This window comes from Arthrobacter oryzae (assembly GCF_037911235.1).
Taxonomy (GTDB): Bacteria; Actinomycetota; Actinomycetes; order Actinomycetales; family Micrococcaceae; genus Arthrobacter; species Arthrobacter oryzae_E.
This window is the reverse complement of record NZ_JBBLYW010000002.1, coordinates 1-20,356: the sequence shown is the minus strand read 5'-3', so window position 1 is coordinate 20,356 and position 20,356 is coordinate 1. Positions and strand designations below refer to the sequence as shown.

General features: G+C 65.2%; 18 protein-coding genes. 11 read left to right on the top strand and 7 right to left on the bottom strand.

What is annotated here, in order from left to right; all coding sequences use genetic code 11:
• The 4 genes from WMN78_RS00420 to WMN78_RS00405 form a co-directional block, all read right to left on the bottom strand.
• Positions 1-537, bottom strand: a 537-nt coding sequence (locus WMN78_RS00420) for a pilus assembly protein TadG-related protein (RefSeq protein ID WP_340531389.1), incomplete at its 3' end; no start/stop codon positions are given.
• A complete protein-coding gene (locus WMN78_RS00415; RefSeq protein WP_340531388.1) occupies positions 525-911 on the bottom strand; it encodes a TadE family protein in 387 nt (128 codons plus the stop codon). The genes WMN78_RS00420 and WMN78_RS00415, both read right to left, overlap by 13 nt.
• Before the next feature lie 94 nt (positions 912-1,005).
• Positions 1,006-1,206, bottom strand: a complete 201-nt coding sequence (locus WMN78_RS00410) for a Flp family type IVb pilin (protein WP_340531387.1) — start codon at positions 1,204-1,206, stop codon at positions 1,006-1,008.
• Between the two features lie 273 nt (positions 1,207-1,479).
• Positions 1,480-2,145 (bottom strand): A24 family peptidase, encoded by a 666-nt coding sequence (locus tag WMN78_RS00405; RefSeq protein ID WP_340531386.1) that lies wholly within the window; start codon positions 2,143-2,145, stop codon positions 1,480-1,482.
• Between the two features lie 306 nt (positions 2,146-2,451).
• Here WMN78_RS00405 and rplM point away from each other — a divergent pair, with 306 nt between their 5' ends.
• From rplM to glmM, 3 genes are all read left to right on the top strand, one after another.
• Positions 2,452-2,895, top strand: a complete 444-nt coding sequence (gene rplM, locus WMN78_RS00400; RefSeq protein ID WP_011692756.1) for a 50S ribosomal protein L13 — start codon at positions 2,452-2,454, stop codon at positions 2,893-2,895.
• 38 nt (positions 2,896-2,933) lie between these two features.
• Positions 2,934-3,440, top strand: a complete 507-nt coding sequence (gene rpsI, locus WMN78_RS00395; protein WP_340531385.1) for a 30S ribosomal protein S9 — start codon at positions 2,934-2,936, stop codon at positions 3,438-3,440.
• Between the two features lie 162 nt (positions 3,441-3,602).
• Positions 3,603-4,961, top strand: coding sequence for a phosphoglucosamine mutase (glmM, locus tag WMN78_RS00390; protein ID WP_340531384.1), 1,359 nt, complete (start codon positions 3,603-3,605; stop codon positions 4,959-4,961).
• Positions 4,962-5,040: 79 nt separating this feature from the next.
• Here glmM and mscL read toward each other — a convergent pair whose 3' ends face one another.
• From mscL to coaA, 3 genes are all read right to left on the bottom strand, one after another.
• Positions 5,041-5,436 carry a large conductance mechanosensitive channel protein MscL gene (gene mscL, locus WMN78_RS00385; protein WP_340531383.1) on the bottom strand — a complete coding sequence of 132 codons (396 nt, stop codon included), beginning with the start codon at positions 5,434-5,436 and terminating at the stop codon, positions 5,041-5,043.
• Positions 5,437-5,544: 108 nt separating this feature from the next.
• Positions 5,545-6,447 (bottom strand): M15 family metallopeptidase, encoded by a 903-nt coding sequence (locus WMN78_RS00380; protein ID WP_340531382.1) that lies wholly within the window; start codon positions 6,445-6,447, stop codon positions 5,545-5,547.
• Between the two features lie 5 nt (positions 6,448-6,452).
• The gene (gene coaA, locus WMN78_RS00375; protein ID WP_200891038.1) at positions 6,453-7,427 is read right to left on the bottom strand and encodes a type I pantothenate kinase; all 975 of its coding nucleotides are present in this window, start codon (positions 7,425-7,427) and stop codon (positions 6,453-6,455) included.
• Between the two features lie 136 nt (positions 7,428-7,563).
• Between coaA and glmS the strand changes: the two genes are divergently transcribed.
• From glmS to WMN78_RS00335, 8 genes are all read left to right on the top strand, one after another.
• Positions 7,564-9,456, top strand: a complete 1,893-nt coding sequence (gene glmS / locus WMN78_RS00370; RefSeq protein ID WP_340531381.1) for a glutamine--fructose-6-phosphate transaminase (isomerizing) — start codon at positions 7,564-7,566, stop codon at positions 9,454-9,456.
• A gap of 5 nt (positions 9,457-9,461) precedes the next feature.
• Positions 9,462-9,809: a holo-ACP synthase gene (locus tag WMN78_RS00365; protein WP_011692749.1), complete on the top strand. Its 348-nt coding sequence runs from the start codon at positions 9,462-9,464 to the stop codon at positions 9,807-9,809.
• Between the two features lie 56 nt (positions 9,810-9,865).
• Positions 9,866-11,392: an NAD(P)H-hydrate dehydratase gene (locus tag WMN78_RS00360; RefSeq protein WP_340531379.1), complete on the top strand. Its 1,527-nt coding sequence runs from the start codon at positions 9,866-9,868 to the stop codon at positions 11,390-11,392.
• Between the two features lie 91 nt (positions 11,393-11,483).
• The gene (glgX, locus tag WMN78_RS00355; protein WP_340531378.1) at positions 11,484-13,739 is read left to right on the top strand and encodes a glycogen debranching protein GlgX; all 2,256 of its coding nucleotides are present in this window, start codon (positions 11,484-11,486) and stop codon (positions 13,737-13,739) included.
• Positions 13,736-16,084 carry a malto-oligosyltrehalose synthase gene (gene treY / locus WMN78_RS00350; protein ID WP_340531377.1) on the top strand — a complete coding sequence of 783 codons (2,349 nt, stop codon included), beginning with the start codon at positions 13,736-13,738 and terminating at the stop codon, positions 16,082-16,084. The genes glgX and treY overlap by 4 nt, the downstream gene beginning before the upstream one ends.
• Positions 16,081-17,835, top strand: a complete 1,755-nt coding sequence (gene treZ / locus WMN78_RS00345) for a malto-oligosyltrehalose trehalohydrolase (RefSeq protein ID WP_340531376.1) — start codon at positions 16,081-16,083, stop codon at positions 17,833-17,835. Before treY ends, treZ begins: the two co-directional genes overlap by 4 nt.
• A gap of 109 nt (positions 17,836-17,944) precedes the next feature.
• Positions 17,945-18,982 carry an L-glyceraldehyde 3-phosphate reductase gene (mgrA, locus tag WMN78_RS00340; RefSeq protein WP_340531375.1) on the top strand — a complete coding sequence of 346 codons (1,038 nt, stop codon included), beginning with the start codon at positions 17,945-17,947 and terminating at the stop codon, positions 18,980-18,982.
• 190 nt (positions 18,983-19,172) lie between these two features.
• Positions 19,173-20,258: an inositol-3-phosphate synthase gene (locus WMN78_RS00335; protein WP_340531374.1), complete on the top strand. Its 1,086-nt coding sequence runs from the start codon at positions 19,173-19,175 to the stop codon at positions 20,256-20,258.
• The last annotated feature ends 98 nt before the right edge of the window (positions 20,259-20,356 follow it).

Below are 20,356 nucleotides of genomic sequence, written 5' to 3'. Positions count from 1 at the left end.
GCCTTGCGTCAGAATTTTGTGCGGGAGTCCGTCATCAATGAATTCGCAAGGTGCAAATGTCAGCGGAAGGATGCTTCGACCCCGCGTTGGATAGAGCCAGTTCGCGGTGGCGGTCGCCCCCACTCCCACGTCAGGGGTGTTAAGGGCATTAGTAAACAGTCTGCTTAGGAATCCAGAACCGTTGGCAGCGTTGACGGTAGAAGTGCTCACCGTAACCTCACCGGGGACACTGAGGTCAACGAAGCGGACGTTGGAAACACCGTCCTTTGAGTTTTGATTGACCAGCGCTGCGGCGACGGCGTCTGCATCGGCTTGGGTGCAACCCCCAGCTCCGGAACAGATATGTGCGCCCGCTAAGGCCCCAGCGTCGGCGCCGTTCTGCAGCTCTGCTCTTTCTGCGTAGATCTGTCCGACGTCGACTGCAATGGCGCCGACGCCTAAAAGGACCAGCACCATTACTGCGACGAGCACGCCGGCAGCGCCCTTTTCACTGTTCGGGTCCTGGTCCGTTTGATTGAGTCTGGTTAGCCTCCGCATCGCATGGCTCCTTGTCCGTTAACTGAGACTGTTGGACCAAAGAAGCCGGTCATAGCCGGCATACTGAAGGTGACAGTGGCGGTGACAGTATCTCCAGGTGAGCAGGCGCCCGGAGCGAATGCGACGTTTGCCGCTGACAAACCAACTCCCGGAGCTCCGGTCACAGCGGCCGCAGCTGCTTGGCCGGCGTCATTGGTGACGGCCATCGTGCGGGCTGCCTCGCGTGCGGCCTGGGTCACAGAGATCTGAAGATTGAAGAAGTGCGAGAACTCCACGATCGAGACGACGATCAGCAGGAGCACCGGCGCAATGAGGGCGAACTCGACGGCAACCGCCCCGCGTTCCCTCTTGCGACCTACCTTGTTGCGTTTCACGGTTTCCCCCCGAGGAATGTGACGCTCGATCTAATGGAAAGTGCCGCGCCCGCGGTGGGCGGACGCGGCACTCCTGATGTTGAGAGGAAACTGGTTACCAACCGTTGACAGTGCCGGCGAGGCCTGTGAAGAAGTTGTCCAGAGCCGTGCCGAACAGGCCGACACCGGTGACGATGATCAGGGCGATAAGGCCAACCAGCAGGCCGTATTCAGTTGCGGTTGCACCTTTTTCGGAGGAAAGGCGATCCTTTACGCCGGCGATGAATGCGACCATTGAGACCATGAGAGAAGACATTTGAATTTCCTTTTCCAGAGTTGTGAATTCGGTTACGGAATCCCAGCGCCCCCCTTATTTGCTAAGAGTCCGGAGTTCCGTTGGGACAACATTGGCACGGTGAATATTTGCGCGACAATGCGTACCTGTACTCGACTTTTGTGAGGGCTGTGCGCGCTGGTACTTGGTGTACACGGGCGAGTACTCATGTTTCTGACATGCGCCGATGAGAGCTACTTAGAGTCGTGTGGCAAAGGGACAGCTGTGTGACCCATGTGAAAAGCGATGTTGCCGTTACGGCAGTGACAGAATCACACAGAAGCAGGCGGCGAGCATGGATGGTCCGTAGGCCACTTCGCTGAGCGTTTCCTTGGTTTTCAGGCGCACCAGGATGAACGTGGCAATGCCCCCCACAACGAACCCCAGAGCGCCTCCGTAGAAAAGGTGCGTCCAGCCTAAGTAGCCCAAGTACAGGCCCAGAGGTGCGGCCAGCTTTACGTCGCCCATTCCGATGCCATTGGGCGAAATAATTGCCAGAATTAGGTAGACAACGAAGAGCAGCGCGGCCGAAACCATGGCACGAAGGAGTGCGCCCCACTCGGGGGTGGCGGCTGAGGCGGCTGCGAGGAACGCCGTGCCGGCCAGCAGGAGGAGTAGAACGATCCTGTTGGGCAGCAATTTCTGTGCAATATCAATTCGAGAGAGTTGCACGCCGAAGACAGCCAGCACAAAATACGCCAGCAAATCCCAGGAAATGCCAAACCGCAGCGCAAACAGTGCCGCAAACGCCCCGGTGAGTGCCGCCGTCGTGATTCTTACCCAAGGCGCGGGGGTCCCGCCGAGTCGCGGAAGCGTCCGGACAATGATCTGCTCCGCAACCAGCCCCAGTACGATGCCAAGGACGCCAACGGCCGCGACGAACAGGGGGTGTGCGGATCCGGCATCAGCAAAGAAGGGCACTGGGACTCCTGGGACGAATCGGGCCGCGCCGCATCAGGACCGGCGCAGGCTGGCTGCCTAGAGCCTATTTTGACCAGTGGCCTCTATACCCGCTATTCTTGATAGTCGTTGTGCGTGTCCTTTCTCGATGATGCGTGCCCGCTGAGAATCCGGTTGCAGGATAACTACTCCTCGGGCACATTCGAGACTTCTGGACCACTGGATTCATAGAGCCCTCACCTCTGTTCCGGTAGCGCATAGATAGTAGGTGCACACGCTTACGTGACACCTAAACAAGAACGCCAGAACAAGAACGAGGCAAACACCGTGCGTACGTACACCCCGAAGCCCGGCGATATCAACCGCCAGTGGCACGTCATTGACGCCACCGACGTTGTCCTTGGTCGTCTTGCCAGCCAGACCGCAATCCTGCTGCGCGGCAAGCACAAGGCCACCTTTGCTCCCCACATGGACATGGGCGACTTCGTCATCATCATCAACGCCGAGAAGGTGGCCCTCACCGGCGCCAAGCTCGAGCAGAAGCGCGCTTACCGCCACTCCGGCTACCCGGGCGGCCTGACCTCCGTCAACTACGCGGAGCTGCTGGAATCCAACCCGGTCCGCGCCGTGGAGAAGGCCATCAAGGGCATGCTCCCGAAGAACTCCCTCGCTGCACAGCAGCTGGGCAAGCTGAAGGTTTACCGCGGTGCAGAGCACCCGCACGCCGCCCAGCAGCCCAAGACTTTCGAAATTTCCCAGGTCGCCCAGTAGTCCTGGCCACCAAACAACTTATCTATACAAGGAGAACCGTGGCTCAGAACGAAGAGACCACCGAAGCCGTTGAGGCCGAGGAAACCCTGACCAGCTACACCTCGGAAAGCGGAGCTGCTGAAGCTGCTGCGCCGAAGAAGGAGCGCCCGGCACTGACCGTTGCCGGCGCAGCTGTTGGCCGCCGCAAGGAAGCTGTTGCACGCGTTCGCGTTGTGCCTGGCTCCGGCAAGTGGACCATCAACGGCCGCGAGCTGTCGAACTACTTCCCGAACAAGCTGCACCAGCAGGACGTCAACGAGCCCTTCAAGATCCTCGATCTTGACGGCGCCTACGACGTCATTGCCCGCATCCACGGCGGTGGCCCCTCCGGCCAGGCCGGTGCACTGCGTCTCGGCATCGCCCGTTCACTGAACGAGATCGACGTCGAGAACAACCGCGCCACCCTGAAGAAGGCCGGCTACCTTACCCGTGACGCACGCGTCATCGAGCGTAAGAAGGCTGGTCTCAAGAAGGCCCGCAAGGCTCAGCAGTACTCCAAGCGCTAAACCCGCTTGCCGGAAGCCCGTCCCGCCACTCGGCGGGGCGGGCTTTCGCCCGTTAAGCCCCGTTGCCGCTCTGGCCGCGAAACCGGCGACGGCGGAGGATAACCACCGGCTCGGCGTCAGCCAAAGACGGTGTCGGCAGGTCCATCGTCTAAACTTGACCCGATGTCTAGATTATTTGGAACAGATGGTGTCCGGGGCCTGGCTAACGGCCTGCTCACAGCAGAGCTGGCGATGCAGCTGGCGCAAGCGGCCGCCGTCGTACTCGGCCACGCACGCAGCACGAACGGCAACCGGCCGCGCGCCGTGGTGGCCCGCGATCCGCGTGCCAGTGGCGAGTTCATCTCGGCAGCCGTCTCGGCGGGGCTCTCCAGCTCGGGCATCGACGTCTACGACGCCGGCGTACTCCCCACCCCCGCCGCCGCCTACCTGGTGGCCGACCTCAACGCCGATTTCGGCGTCATGATTTCCGCGTCCCACAACCCGGCTCCGGACAACGGCATCAAATTCTTCGCCAAGGGCGGCCAGAAGCTGCCTGACGAGGTGGAAGACGCTATCGAAGCGCAGATGGGCAAAGAGCCGGTCAGGCCCACGGGCAGCGATGTAGGCCGCATCCAGACCTTCTCGGACGCCGAGGACCGGTACATCGTCCACCTGCTCGGGACCCTGCCGCACCGCCTGGACGGGCTGAAGGTGGTCCTCGACTGCGCACACGGCGCCGCGAGCGGCTGTTCCCCGCAGCTCTTCAACGACGCCGGTGCCGAGATCGTGGTCATCGGCGCGGAGCCCGACGGCCTGAACATCAACGACGGCGTGGGCTCAACCCACCTCGGCGCCCTGCAGCGGGCCGTGGTGGAACACGGTGCCGACCTGGGCATCGCCCACGATGGCGACGCTGACAGGTGCCTCGCCATCGACCACGAAGGCAACGAGGTGGACGGGGACCAGATCATGGCCATCCTCGCCTTGGCGCTGAAGGAATCCGGCAAGCTCAAGGACAACGTCCTGGTGGCCACCGTCATGAGCAACCTCGGGTTGAAGATCGCCCTCCGCAACGCAGGGATCACCATCCGGGAGACCGCAGTGGGGGACCGTTATGTTCTCGAGGAAATGCGCGACGGCGGCTACAACCTCGGCGGTGAACAGTCCGGTCACGTGATCTTTGCCGATCATGCCACCACGGGCGACGGCCTCCTGACCGGCCTGCAGTTGGCTGCACAGGTGGCCCTCACGGGCCGGTCGCTGAAGGACCTTGCCACCGTGATGACCAAGCTTCCGCAGCTGATGATCAACGTCAAGAATGTGGACAAGGCCCGGGCCGGCACTGACGAGGGTGTCCTGGCCGCCGTGGCTGAAGCTTCGGCCGAACTCGGCGAGACCGGACGGGTGCTCCTGCGGCCGTCCGGAACCGAGGCCCTGGTGCGCGTGATGGTGGAGGCTGCCGACATGCCCACCGCCGAGCGCATCTGCAAGCACCTTGCCGCCGTGGTGGAAGAACGCCTGGCAGTCGAGCCGGCTGTCTGAGCTACAGCCCCAAGAACAAAAAAGTGGTCCGCCTCCTGGAGGCGGACCACTTTGCTGCATTGTGTCCTCGGGACCGGAGCTACGCGCGGGGGCTGCCGGCCTGGAGTGCGTCGCGGATTTCGGTGAGGAGTGCGATCTGCGGGTCTTCGGCGGCCTCTTCCTTGACCTCGGTACCAATCCCGAGCCGGCGGTTGCGGCGTTCGATCATGTGGTTCATCGGCACGATGACCACGAAGTAGATGGCGGCGGCCACCAGCAGGAACGAAATGATGGAGGAGATGACGGAGCCATACATGAACCCCTCCCACTGCATTTCTTCAATGCCCTTGGCACTGAACAGGCGGCCGATCAGCGGAGTCAGCAAGCCTTCAACGATTGAGGTCACGACGGCGCCGAACGCGGCACCCATGACCACTGCGACGGCAAGGTCTACGACGTTGCCCTTCATGATGAAATTCTTGAATCCGGTCAACATGGGCCCCAGCCTAGCCCTGCGGTGTAAACACAGCGTGACAGGGAAGTAAGTTCGCGGGGTGTGTCGGGAGTCACCCAGGAACCTGGGGTCGCCCCTACAAGTAGCCCCCTACAAGTAGCCCGGCGCGGCTTCCACTCCGAAGTACTCCTCCAGCGTGGCGATGCCGCGATTGGCCATGTCCGTCGCGGCTTCCACCCCGATGTACCGCAGGTGCCAGGCCTCGTAGTAGTAGCCGGTGATCTGATGGAACATCCACGGATACCGGACCACGAAGCCGAAGCGGTGCCCGTTGGCCTTTGCCCACACTGCCGCCGGCTGCTCGGCAAAGCACGGCTGGAAACCGCAGGCCCCGCCGCCGTCGCCGATGTCAAAGGCCCAGCCGGTCTGGTGCTCCGAGTAGCCCGGCCTGGCCGAGGCAGTGTCCGCCTCAGCCTGCCCGCGCGAGGCGACATAGCTGTTGTACGTTGCCGTCTGCGTCCCGTAGGAGCGGTAGCCGCTGGCCAGGGTCATCGTCACGCCGTCCCGCGCTGCCGCAGCGAACATCTGTTCCGCGGCAGCCGCCGTCGTGCTGTTCAACTGCGCTGCCTCGCCCGAAACTGCCAGCGCAACATTCGGCTGCACCAGGTCGGCCGGGATGTAGTCGGCGGGGGAGAGCGGACGATGCTTGTTGACCATCAACCATGGGCTAGCGGGATCCGTCAGCGAATGCTGCTGGGCGAGTCCGGCAGCGGGGGACGTGGGGGTCGGCGCGGCGGTGGGCGTCGGCACCGACGCCGTCGTCGTTTCGGCAGCAGTAGGGGACGTCACGGCGGATGTCTCCGCACCCGCCGTCGCCGTCGAAGGCGTCGCCCCAGCCGATGGTGACGAAGGCGAGGGCGACGGCGTAGGCCGGCTTCCGCCGTCGGGCGTGCATGCTGCCAGGGCAGTCAGCCCCGCACCGAATGCCAGCAGCCTGGTGACGGACCGCCTGCTCGGCGCAGTCCCCGCAGCCGCAACACAGTTGTGGCACACGTGTGCTACACCTTCCGCAGCAGCATGCGGCGGATGGAATGGTCTGCTTCCTTGGTGAGCACAAGCTGCGCGCGGCCCCGCGTCGGGAGGACGTTTTCCTCGAGGTTTGGCTCGTTGATGCGCTTCCAGATGTCGCGGGCGGTGCTTTCGGCTTCCTCGTCGGACAGTGTGGCATAGCGGTGGAAGTAGGACTCGGGCTGGGCGAAGGCTGTGGTGCGCAGTTTGCGGAACCGGTCCACGTACCATTCCTCGATGTAGGAGGTCTTGGCGTCCACGTAGATGGAGAAATCGAAGAAGTCGCTCAGCGCCAGCCCCTGCTTGCCGTCGTGGCGGGGACGGGCCGGGGCCAGAACGTTCAGGCCCTCCACGATCAGCACGTCCGGGCGGCGGACCACCACTTCCTTTCCGGGCACAATGTCGTACGTGACGTGCGAGTACCAGGGAGCGCGGACCTCTTCGGCCCCGCCCTTGATCTCACTGACGAAACGGAGGAGCGCGCGGCGGTCATACGATTCCGGAAAGCCCTTGCGTTCCAGGAGGTGCCGGCGCTTGAGCTCGGCCAGGGGGTAGAGGAACCCGTCAGTGGTGATGAGCTCCACATTGGGTGTGCCGGGCCAGCGGCGGAGCATCTCGCGGAGCACGCGGGCGATGGTGGACTTGCCCACGGCCACGGATCCGGCCACGCCGATCACGAAGGGCGTGCGCTGCGTCTGTTCTCCGAGGAACGTAGTGGTGGCAGAGTGCAGCTGGCCCGCGGCCTCGACGTAGAGGTGAAGCAGCCGGGAAAGCGGCAGGTAGACTTCGCGGACTTCCTTCATGTCCAGCGGATCACCGAGCCCTCTGAGACGGACCACGTCCTCTTCATTCAGAGGCTGTTCCATCTGGGCTGCGAGCCGGGACCAGGTCTGCCTGTCCAGCTCCACGAACGGGGAGACACCCTCTCCATTCGCTTCATTGCGTTGCAAAGTCACGTTAGAGATTCTGCCTCCCGCGACGCTGAGAGCGAAATGGAGGGCGTCGCATCCGCCCAAACGCGTCTCCGCGGCGGCGTCGCGGCGGCGTCGCGCGGGCCGAAGCAGACGTCACTGGACCCCTGATCCATATAAGCTTGGCTCTATGTGTGGAATCGTAGGATACGTAGGCCATTCGTCAGGCCGGGTAAATGTTGGCCATAGCGCGTTGGACGTTGTCCTGGAGGGACTCCGCCGCCTGGAATACCGCGGGTATGACTCTGCGGGCGTTGCAGTGGTGGCGGACGGAACTATCTCGTCGCGTAAGAAGTCCGGGAAGCTGAGCAATCTGCTCGCTGAACTGGAGGAGAAGCCGCTGCCGGATTCCGTTACCGGGATCGGGCACACCCGCTGGGCTACGCACGGCGGGCCCACGGACCAGAACGCGCACCCGCACCTGTCCGACGGCGGCAAGCTGGCGCTGATTCATAACGGCATCATTGAAAACTTCGCCGAGCTCAAGCTGGAACTGCTCGCAGGCGGCGCCACGTTCGCGTCCGAGACGGACACCGAGGTCGCCGCGGCGCTCCTTGGCGACATTTTCCGGAACAAGCTGAACGGCGACGTCTCCAACGGCGGCCTGACCAGGGCCATGCAGCTTGCCTGCCAGCGCCTTGAAGGCGCGTTCACGCTGCTGGCCGTGCACGCGGACCAGCCCGACGTCGTCGTGGCCGCCCGCCGTAACTCCCCGCTCGTGGTGGGCCTGGGCGAGGGCGAGAACTTCCTCGGCTCGGACGTCTCCGGCTTCATCGACTACACCCGCCGCGCCGTGGAGCTGGGTCAGGACCAGATCGTGACCATCACCGCGGACACCGTGGAGATCACCGACTTCTTCGGCGCCCCGGCCCAGGGCAAGGAATACCACGTTGACTGGGACCCGGCCTCGGCCGAGAAGGGCGGCTTCCCGTCCTTCATGGAGAAGGAAATCCATGACCAGCCGGACGCCGTGGCCAAGACCCTGCTGGGCCGTTATGACCTGGACGGAAGGCTCACGCTCGATGAAATGCGCATCGACCCGGAGCACCTGAAGAACATCACCAAGATCATCGTCCTGGCGTGCGGCACGTCCGCCTACGCCGGCCAGGTGGCCAAGTACGCCATTGAACACTGGTGCCGGATCGCCACCGAGGTGGAGCTTTCGCACGAGTTCCGCTACCGCGACCCGATCGTGGACGAGAACACCCTGGTGGTGTCCATCTCCCAGTCCGGCGAGACCATGGACACCCTGATGGCCGTCCGGTACGCCAAGGAACAGGGCGCCAAGACCCTCTCGATCTGCAATACCAACGGCTCCACCATCCCGCGTGAATCCGACGCCGTGCTGTACACCCACGCCGGTCCGGAGATCGCGGTGGCGTCCACCAAGGCATTCCTGGCGCAGATCGCCGCCGCCTACCTGCTGGGCCTGTATTTGGCACAGCTGCGCGGCAACAAGTTCCAGGGCGAGATCAAGGACATCCTGGCCGACCTCGGCAAGATCCCGGCCAAGATCCAGGAGATCCTGGACCACGAGGGCCAGATCAAGGAACTCGCCCGTTCCATGGCGGACGCGAAGTCGGTGCTGTTCCTGGGCCGGCACGTCGGGTTCCCGGTGGCCATGGAAGGCGCGCTCAAGCTCAAGGAACTGGCCTACATCCACGCCGAAGGCTTTGCCGCCGGCGAGCTGAAGCACGGCCCGATTGCGCTGATCGAGGAGGGCCAGCCGGTGTTCGTGGTGGTTCCCTCCCCGCGCGGCCGGAACTCGCTGCACGCCAAGGTGGTCTCCAACATCCAGGAGGTCCGTGCCCGCGGTGCCAAGACCATCGTGATCGCCGAGGAAGGGGACGAAGCTGTCAAGGCGTACGCCGAGCACGTCTTCTACATCCCCGAGACGCCCACGCTCCTGGCACCCCTGCTCGCGACCGTGCCGCTGCAGATCTTCGCCCTCGAACTTGCCACGGCCAAGGGATACGACGTGGACCAGCCGCGCAACCTGGCCAAGAGCGTGACCGTAGAATAAGCCGCATGATTGTTGGCATTGGCGTAGACGTCGTAGACATTGAACGGTTCGGCCGGCAGCTGGAGCGGACCCCCGGGCTGCGGGACAGGCTGTTCGTCCCTGCCGAGCGCGAGCTGAACACGCGCTCCCTGGCCGCGCGCTTTGCGGCCAAGGAAGCCGTGGCCAAGGTCCTGGGCGCACCGGCGGGCATGAACTGGCAGGACTGCTGGATCGGCCTGGACCAGAACGGTCCCACCATCCAGGTCAAGGGCACCGTGCTGGCCGTCGCCGAGTCCAAGGGCGTCAAGCGCTGGCACCTCTCGATGAGCCACGACGGCGGAATCGCCACGGCGACCGTCCTCGCGGAAGGTTAGGGCGGAATCATCACCTGACAGCCCGCAGCGGACCCAGCACCGATTGGACTGAACCCATGATCAGCGCCTACACCGGCACACAGATTCGCGAGGCCGAAAGGCGGTTTTTTCAGGAAAGCCTGAGTTCCGGCGCGGGCGCTGTCCTCATGCAACGCGCGGCCTACGGCCTGGCCAACGCCGTGGTCCGGGAACTCGCCGCACGGGGGATCCGGCCCTACGGGGCCAGCGTCGCCGTTCTTGCGGGCAAGGGCAACAACGGCGGAGACGGACTCTTCGCCGCCGCATTCCTGGCCGCCCGCGGCATTCGCACGACGGCGGTGCTCACCGCAGGGGAGGCCCACCCCGACGGGCTGGCCGCCTTTGAACGGGCCGGCGGCCGCGCCCGGATCCTCACTGACCAGAACGCCGGGGAGCTGGCAGCGGCAGCCGCCGACGCCGACGTCGTCATCGATGCGGTGCTGGGGACCGGCGCGCAGGGCGGTCTCCGCGGCGCCGCGGCGTCCCTCATCGAGAAGCTGAACACCAGGGCGCATGGCGCGGTGGTGGCCTGCGACATTCCCAGCGGCGTGAACGCGGACACCGGTGAAGCCTTTGACCCGGTCCTATCCGCGGACGCTACCGTGACTTTCGGCGGCGCGAAGGCCGGGCTGCTCGCCGATCCGGGTGCCGACTACGCCGGTCGGGTGCTGGTCATTCCCATCGGCATCGAAGGTGACCTCCCGCTGCCGGCATTGCGCCGCCTGGAAACCGCCGACCTGGTGCGGTTGCTGCCCCCGCCGGCGCGCCGCTCCCACAAGTACACCCGGGGAGTCCTGGGCGTCGTAGCGGGGTCGGAACGGTATCCGGGTGCCGCGGTCCTCGCCTGCCGGGGCGCCCTCTCGGCCGGGGCCGGAATGGTCAGGTACCTGGGTCCGCCCGAAGCAACCCGGCTGGTCCGGCAGGCCTGCCCCGAGGTGGTGTGCGGCCCGGACAACGTGGCCGACGCGCATGTCCAGGCCTGGCTGGTTGGATCGGGGATCGCTGACGGCGACGACGAACAGCTGCAGCGGGTGCGCGACGCGGTGGAGACGGGACTTCCTGTGGCCGCCGACGCCGGTGCGCTGCCGGCCCTCCCTGATGTCCTGGCGCCGCACGTGGTGCTGACGCCGCACGGCGGTGAGCTGGCCCGCCTCCTGCAGCGCTACGGCATCGACCTGGGGCGGCAGGGGGTTGACGGCGCCACCCTTGACGCTGTGCGCCGGGCGGCCGAACGGACGGGAGCCACCATCCTGCTCAAGGGCGCCACCACGCTGGTGGCCGCGCCGTCGGGCCCGGTGTTCAGCCAGGCGGAGGCCACGCCATGGATGGCCACGGCCGGGAGCGGTGACGTACTGGCAGGAATACTGGGGTCCCTGCTGGCCCAGCATTCGGACGACGAGGAAAAATTCGAGGCCTGCGGGATCTCCGCGGACCAGCGCTGGGCGGCCATCGGCGCCATGGCGGCAAGCCTGCACGGCCGCGCGGGAACCCTCGCCTCGGATGGCGGGCCGGTGACCGCCGGTGCCATCGCAAATTACGTGCCCGAGGTGATGCGGACTTTGTAATCATTCTGCGCAAACCGCGGATACAACAATTACTAAACCTACTTACTAGTAGTCTGTCTAGAGATTTATTCGTTACGCACGAGGAGTACACATGGAAGTCTGGCCCGGATCGGCATACCCACTGGGAGCCACTTTTAACGGCACTGGCACGAACTTTGCGCTGTTCAGCGAGAGGGCTGAAAAGGTGGAATTGTGCCTCTTCGACGAAAATGGCGTGGAGACCCGGATCGAGCTCCTCGAAGTCGACGGCTACGTTTGGCACTGCTACCTGCCCCACATCCAGCCGGGCCAGAAATACGGCTACCGCGTCCACGGACCCTACGATCCCAGCTCCGGAAACCGGTTCAACCCGAACAAGCTGCTGCTGGACCCGTATGCAAAGGCCGTCCACGGCCAGATCGACTGGGATCCCGCGCTGTTCTCCTACAACATGGGCGATCCCGATTCCCGCAACGACGCAGATTCCGCGCCGCACATGATGATGGGTGTGGTGATCAACCCGTTCTTCGACTGGGACGGCGACCACCTGCCCCGCGTTCCGTACCACAAGTCCGTGATCTACGAGGCCCACGTCAAGGGCTTGACCCAGCTGCACCCCGAGGTTCCGGAGGACCAGCGCGGCACCTACGCCGGCGTTGCCCACCCCTCGGTCATCTCCCACCTGCAGAAGCTGGGCGTCACGGCCATCGAACTGATGCCTGTGCACCAGTTCGTCAACGACGGCATCCTGGAAGACAAGGGCCTCAATAACTACTGGGGCTACAACACCATCGGCTTCTTCGCCCCGCACAACACTTACAGCTCCACCGGTGACACCGGACAGCAGGTCCAGGACTTCAAGGCCATGGTCCGCTCGCTGCACCAGGCCGGCATCGAAGTGATCCTTGACGTTGTGTACAACCACACTGCAGAAGGCAACCACCTGGGCCCCACGCTGTCCTTCAAGGGCATCGACAACGCTGCCTACTACCGGCTTATGGACGGCGATGAGAAGCACTACATGGACTACACGGGCACGGGCAACTCGCTCAACGTCCGGCACCCCCACTCCCTGCAGCTCCTGATGGATTCCCTGCGTTACTGGGTGACGGAGATGCATGTGGACGGCTTCCGGTTCGACCTCGCCTCCACCCTGGCCCGCGAATTCTATGATGTGGACAAGCTGTCCACCTTCTTCGAACTTATCCAGCAGGATCCGGTAGTTTCCCAGGTCAAGCTGATCGCCGAGCCGTGGGACGTGGGCCCGGGCGGCTACCAGGTGGGCAACTTCCCGCCGCAGTGGACGGAATGGAACGGAAAGTACCGCGACACCGTCCGCGACTTCTGGCGGGGTGAACCGGCAACCCTGGGTGAGTTCGCCTCCAGGATCACCGGCTCCGCCGACCTCTACGAGCACTCCGGCCGCCGTCCGGTCGCCTCGATCAACTTCGTCACCGCCCACGACGGCTTCACCCTGTCGGACCTGGTGTCCTACAACGAGAAGCACAACGACGCCAACGGCGAAGGCAACAACGACGGCGAATCGCACAACCGTTCGTGGAACTGCGGCGCCGAGGGCCCCACCGACGACCCCAAGGTCCTCGGCCTCCGCGCCCGGCAGCAACGCAACTTCATCGCCTCGCTGCTGCTCTCGCAGGGCGTGCCCATGCTGCTGCACGGCGACGAACTGGGCCGCACCCAGCAGGGCAACAACAACGGCTACTGCCAGGACTCGGAACTGACCTGGATCAACTGGGACAACGTGGACCAGCCTCTGGTGGAATTCACCGCCGCCGTGAACGCCCTCAGGCACAAGCACCCCACCTTCCGGCGCAGCCGCTTCTTCGACGGCAGGCCGGTGCTCCGCGGCGAGGGCGAACGGCTTCCGGACATCGAATGGCTGGACGTTGACGGCTCCACCATGAAACCCGAAGACTGGGACAGCGGCTTCGGCCGCTCGGTGGGCATGTTCCTCAACGGCGACGGCATCCGCGGCCGCGATGAACGCGGCCGCCGCATCACCGACGTCAACTTTGTGCTCTACTTCAACGCGCACGACGACGAAGTGAAGTTCACGCTGCCGTCCGACGAATATGCTCCCGCCTGGGACATCATCATCGACACCGCAGGGCACAACGCCGACACCGAACCGGTTGAAGCCGGCGGAGTCCTGCCCGTTGATGCGAAGTCGCTGGTGGTCCTGCGCGCCCACAGCGTTCCGGAGACCGAACCGGACCACTCGGTGGCGGCTTCGCTGGCGGCTTTGACGCAGACCGCCACCAGCGAGACCGAGTCGCTGACCTCGCCGGCCATCGCCGAACCCGCCCAGTCAAAGAAGGTCAAGGCGAGGGGCAAGGCGGATTCATGAGGACGCCTGTCTCCACCTACCGGCTGCAGATCTGGCCCTCCTTCACCCTCCAGGACGCCGCCGCCCAAGTCCCGTACCTGAAGTCGCTGGGCGTGGACTGGATCTACCTGTCCCCGATCCTGACGGCGGAAAAGGGATCGGACCACGGGTACGACGTCACTGATCCGTCCACGGTGGACCCGGACCGCGGCGGCCCGGAAGGGCTCGCCGCTGTGTCCCGGGCAGCCCGGGACGCCGGCATGGGTGTGCTGGTGGACATCGTTCCCAACCACGTGGGGGTGGCATCGCCGTACCAGAACCCCTGGTGGTGGTCCCTCCTCAAAGAGGGCAGGCAGTCCCGTTACGCCGAAGCGTTCGACGTCGACTGGGACTTCGGCGGCGGACGCGTCCGGCTCCCGGTGCTGGGGAGCGACGACGACCTGGACAAGCTGGAAATCCGCGACGGCGAGCTGCGCTATTACGACCACCGGTTCCCGCTGGCGGACGGCACCTTCTCCGACGGGGATGACCCCCGCGATGTGCACGGCCGCCAGCACTACGAACTGGTGGGCTGGCGCCGCGCCGACAACGACCTCAACTACCGCCGTTTTTTTGCGGTGAACACGTTGGCGGGCGTCCGGGTGGAAGTTCCCCGGGTGTTCGATGAAGCCCATGCGGAAGTGGTCCGCTGGTTCCGCGAGGATCTGGCAGACGGGCTCCGGATCGACCACCCGGACGGGCTGGCCGACCCGGAGGGCTACCTGCGGCGTCTCCGGGAGGCCACCGGCGGCAGCTACCTGCTGATCGAGAAGATCCTGGAACCGGGGGAGGAGCTCCCGGCCTCCTTCGAATGTGAAGGAACCACCGGCTACGACGCGCTGGCTGACGTGGACCGGCTCTTCGTCGACGCCACGGCGCAGCAGGCCCTTGACCAGCTCGACGGCAGGCTCCGCGGCGGTGAACCCGCAGACTACGAGGAAATGATCAGGCTCACCAAACGCCGGATCACTGACGGCATCCTGCACTCCGAGATCCTCCGGCTGGCGAGGCTTATTCCCGCCGGAACCGACGTCGACGGGGCGGGGCTGGACGCCAGTCAGGCCGCGGACGCGATCTCCGAGATCATTGCCGCCTTTCCCGTGTACCGGACCTACCTCCCGCACGGGGAGGAAATCCTCAAGGAAGCCTGCAGCCTTGCGGCCCGGCGGCGGGCCGACCTGGCACAGGCCGTGGACGTGCTGCAGCCGTTGCTGCTGGATGCCGACTCGCCGCTGGCGCAGCGGTTCCAGCAGACGTCCGGCATGGTGATGGCCAAGGGCGTGGAGGACACTGCCTTCTTCCGCTACACCCGGCTGGGCACCCTGACCGAGGTGGGCGCCGACCCCACCGAGTTCGCACTTGACCCGGCGGAGTTCCACCGGCGCATGGTGCGGCGGGAGTCTGAGCTGCCACTCTCCATGACCACGCTCAGCACGCACGACACCAAGCGCAGCGAGGATACGAGGGCCCGGATTTCCGTGATCTCCGAGTCCGTGGCGGACTGGGACCGTGTCCTGGCCAAGCTCCAGGAACTGGCGCCGCTGCCGGACGGGCCGCTGGCCAGCCTGTTGTGGCAGGCCATCGCTGGCGCGTGGCCCGCGTCCCGGGAACGCCTGCAGCAATACGCCACCAAAGCTGCCCGCGAAGCTGGTAACTCGACCGACTGGCTGGACCCCAACGAGGCGTTCGAGCAGAAGCTGGCCGCCGCCGTCGACGCCGCCTTCGACAACCCGGAGGTCCGTGCGGAACTGGAGGCCTTCGTGGCGCTCCTGGAACCGTACGGCGCCGCCAACGCGCTGTCCGCGAAACTGGTGCAGCTGACCATGCCGGGCGTCCCGGACGTGTACCAGGGCACCGAGTTCTGGGACCGGTCCCTCACCGACCCGGACAACCGCCGCACGGTTGACTTTGCCGAGCGGCAGCGGGCATTGGACGCGCTGGACGCCGGCGAGCGTCCGGCGTCGTACCAGGACGACGCCGCCAAGCTGCTGGTGACGTCGCGCGCGCTCCGGCTCCGGCGGGACCGGCCTGACCTCTTCGCCGGCTACACCGGCCTCACGGCCACCGGCGCTGCTGCGGCGCACCTGGTCGCATTCAGCCGCGGTGCCGGTGAGTCTGCCGGGGCACTGACACTCGCCACCAGGCTGCCGCGCCGGCTGGAGCAGTCCGGCGGCTGGCAGGACACCACGGTGGCGCTGCCGGAGGCCATGACCGATGAGTTCACGGGCCTCAGGTTCGGGCCCGGGCCGGTAGCCGTTGCGGACCTCCTGGCCAGCTACCCCGTTGCACTGCTAGTACCCACCACTGGATCGGAGAATGACGGATGACTCCTTCCGAGAACGGAAGCGGACGCTTCGACGTCTGGGCCCCCGACGTCGCGGCCATCACCTTGCTGGCCGACGGTACTGAATACCCCATGGACCAGCGCGGCGGGGGCTGGTGGACGGCCCCGGACGCGCCGGCAGAGGGGGAAGTTTTCTACGGTTACCTGCCGGGGACGGACACCACCCCGTTGCCGGACCCCCGGTCCCGCCGCCAGCCTGAGGGCGTCCACTCCCTGTCCCGGACCTTTGACCCGTCCGCCCATGAATGGGCGGACGGCAACTGGGCGGGCCGGGAGCTGCAGGGCGCCGTCATCTACGAACTGCATGTTGGCACGTTCACTCCCGAGGGCACCCTGGAAGCCGCAGCCGGGAAGCTGGGCTACCTCAAGGACCTCGGCGTCGACTTTGTGGAACTCCTGCCCGTCAACGGCTTCAACGGGACCCACAACTGGGGTTACGACGGCGTCCTCTGGTACACCGTCCATGAGGGCTACGGCGGTCCCGCCGCGTACCAGCGCTTTGTGGACGCGGCCCACGGGGCGGGCCTGGGCGTCATCCAGGACGTGGTCTACAACCACCTCGGTCCCAGCGGAAACTATCTGCCGAAGTTCGGGCCCTACCTGAAGTCAGGGGAGGGGAACACCTGGGGCGACTCGGTCAACCTGGACGGCCACGGATCCGACGAAGTCCGCCGCTACATCCTGGACAACGCCGCCATGTGGCTTCGGGGCTACCACGTGGACGGGCTGCGGATCGACGCCGTGCATGCCTTCAAGGACGAGCGCGCGGTCCATCTCCTGGAGGAATTCGGGGCATTGGGCGACGCGGTGGCCGCGGAAACCGGCCGGCCTATCACCATGATCGCGGAGTCCGACCTCAACAACCCCCGCCTGCTGTACCCGCGCGAAGTCAACGGGTACGGGCTGGAGGGGCAGTGGAGCGACGATTTCCACCATGCCGTCCACGTGAACATCAGCGGTGAGACTGCAGGGTACTACAGCGACTTCGACTCTCTGGGCGCCTTGGCCAAGGTGCTGCGTGACGGCTTCTTCCACGACGGCAGCTACTCCAGCTTCCGCGGCCGGCACCACGGACGGCCCATCAACACCGCACTGGTGCACCCCGCCGCCCTGGTGGTCTGCAGCCAGAACCACGACCAGATCGGCAACCGTGCCACCGGGGACCGCCTCTCCCAGTCGCTGTCCTACGGCCAGCTTGCCCTGGCCGCCGTGCTCACGCTGACGTCACCGTTCACACCCATGCTCTTCATGGGGGAGGAATACGGCGCCACCACGCCCTGGCAGTTCTTCACGTCCCACCCCGAACCTGAGCTGGGCAAGGCGACCGCGGAAGGCCGTATCAAGGAGTTCGAGCGCATGGGGTGGGATCCCGCCGTCGTGCCTGATCCCCAGGACCCGGAGACCTTCAACCGGTCGAAACTGAACTGGGCCGAGGCCGCGGAGGGGGACCACGCGCGGCTCCTGGAGCTTTACCGTGCGCTGACGGCGCTGCGCCGTTCCTCCCCGGAACTTGCGGGCCTGGGGTTCACGGACACGGAGGTGGACTACAGCGAAGACGAAGGCTGGCTGCGGTTCCGCCGCGGAGACATGCACGTGGCATTGAACTTCTCTGAACAGCAGGTCAGGCTCGGGGACGTGGCGGGCTCAGTGCTGCTCGCTACCGATCAGGCGACCGGGCCGGATGGCGGCTCGCTGGTGCTGGCGCCCTGGAGTGCGGCCATTCTGAAGGCCTAGCTGCTGAATTGCGCGGCTGTTGCTGCGCCGCGGGCCGGTTGTGTCAGCCCGCGGCGTAACAACAGCCAATAGGGTTGTAGCCTGCGTCACAGCTGGCAGGATTGCACGTATGACTTATTCGGCAGCGGACAACCGCTATGAATCCATGCCCTACCGCCGCGTCGGACGCAGCGGACTCAAACTTCCGGCCATCTCCCTTGGCCTGTGGCACAACTTCGGCGACGACAAGCGCTTCGATGAGCAGCGCGCCATCCTGCGCCGCGCCTTCGACCTCGGCGTCAACCACTTTGACCTGGCCAACAACTACGGCCCGCCGGACGGCTCCGCCGAGACCAACTTCGGCCGCCACCTGCAGGACGACTTCAAGCCGTACCGCGACGAGCTGGTTATCTCCACCAAAGCCGGCTACTACATGTGGCCCGGCCCGTACGGCGAATGGGGTTCCCGCAAGTACCTGATCTCCAGCCTGGACCAGTCGCTGCAGCGCATGGGCCTGGACTACGTGGACATCTTCTACAGCCACCGCCCCGACCCGGAAACGCCCATGGAAGAAACCATGGGCGCACTCGATTACGCCGTGCGCTCCGGCAAGGCCCTGTATGCGGGCATCTCCTCCTACACCCCGGAGCAGACCATTGAGGCCGCCCGGATCCTCAAGGAACTTGGCACTCCGCTGCTCATCCACCAGCCCAGCTACTCCATGCTGAACCGCTGGACCGAGAACGGCACCCCCAACCTCTACGAGGCGCTGGATCAGGTGGGCGCAGGCTCCATCGCTTTCTCCCCGCTGGCGCAGGGCATGCTGACGGACCGCTACCTGAACGGCATCCCGGCCGATTCGCGTGCCGCCAAGGAACGGTTCCTGTCTGAGTCGGCCCTCACCGAGGACAAGCTGGACAGGGTCCGCGGGCTCAACAAGATCGCCGCCGGCCGCGGTCAGTCGCTGGCCCAGATGGCCATCGCCTGGATCCTCCGCGACCAGCCCAAGGGGTCGCCCGTCACGTCCGCGCTGGTGGGCGCCTCCAGCGTCAAGCAGCTGGAGGACACGCTGTCCGCCATTAGCAACCTGGGGTTCTCCGAGGAGGAATTGACGGCGATCGACGAGTTCGCCGTCGAATCCGACATCAACCTCTGGGCGCAGAAGTAGCCCGCTCGAAGCGGCGCGGCACGTAACAAAGCGTGCGTAACAGATGCGCCGGGGCCGGCAGGGAACAACACCGGCCCCGGCGGCGTTGGCTAGAATGCAAGGGCGCCCCATGGCGCCGTGCCCATCAGCCGCCGTCGCACATCAGAGTGCAGCCGCGCGGGGCACTGAAGTTTGTTCTCAAAGGAGTTCCGTGTCTTCAAATCCGATTCGTGTTGCCATCGTCGGTGTGGGTAACTGCGCCGCGTCCCTGGTCCAGGGTGTCCACTACTACCGGGATGCCGACCCCCAGGCCACGATTCCCGGTCTGATGCACGTGGAGTTCGGCAAGTACCACGTCAACGATGTTGAATTCGTTGCAGCCTTCGATGTCGACGGCAAGAAGGTGGGCGTTGACCTGGCCGACGCCATCCTGGCCAGCGAAAACAACACCATCAAGATCGCCGACGTCCCGCCCACCGGAGTGATCGTCCAGCGCGGCCACACCCTGGACGGCCTCGGCAAGTACTACCTCGAAACCATCGAGCAGTCCCCTGCAGAGCCGGTCGACGTTGTCCAGGCCCTCAAGGACGCCAAGGTTGACGTCATGGTCTGCTACCTGCCCGTCGGGTCGCAGGAAGCAGCCGAGTTCTACGCACAGGCCGCAATCGACGCCGGTGTGGCGTTCGTCAACGCCCTGCCGGTCTTCATCGCCGGCACCAAGGAATGGGCGGACAAGTTCACCGCCGCCGGTGTTCCGATCGTGGGCGACGACATCAAGAGCCAGATCGGTGCCACCATCACGCACCGCGTCATGGCCAAGCTCTTCGAAGACCGCGGCGTCACGCTGGACCGCACCTACCAGCTGAACGTCGGCGGCAACATGGACTTCAAGAACATGCTGGAGCGCGACCGCCTCGAGTCCAAGAAGATCTCCAAGACCCAGGCCGTCACCTCCAACGTTGAGGCCGAACTGGCCGCCAAGGACGTCCACATCGGCCCGTCCGACTACGTCCAGTGGCTCGATGACCGCAAATGGGCCTTCGTCCGCCTCGAAGGACGCAACTTCGGCGACGCCCCGGTGTCGCTCGAATACAAGCTTGAGGTCTGGGACTCACCCAACTCCGCCGGCGTGATCATCGACGCCATCCGCGCCGCCAAGATCGGCCTGGACCGCGGCATCGGCGGTCCGCTGCTCTCCGCTTCCAGCTACTTCATGAAGTCCCCGCCGGAGCAGTTCAACGACGACCTCGCCCGTGAAAAGGTTGAGGCCTTCATCCGCGGCGACCTGGAGCGCTAAGCCCCCGCCATCCCCCCGCGACGCTCTCTCATTTCCTGCCCGAAATTCTGGGACGCTCTCTCACTTTCGGCGGGTTTTGGCGCTACGCTCTCTCACTT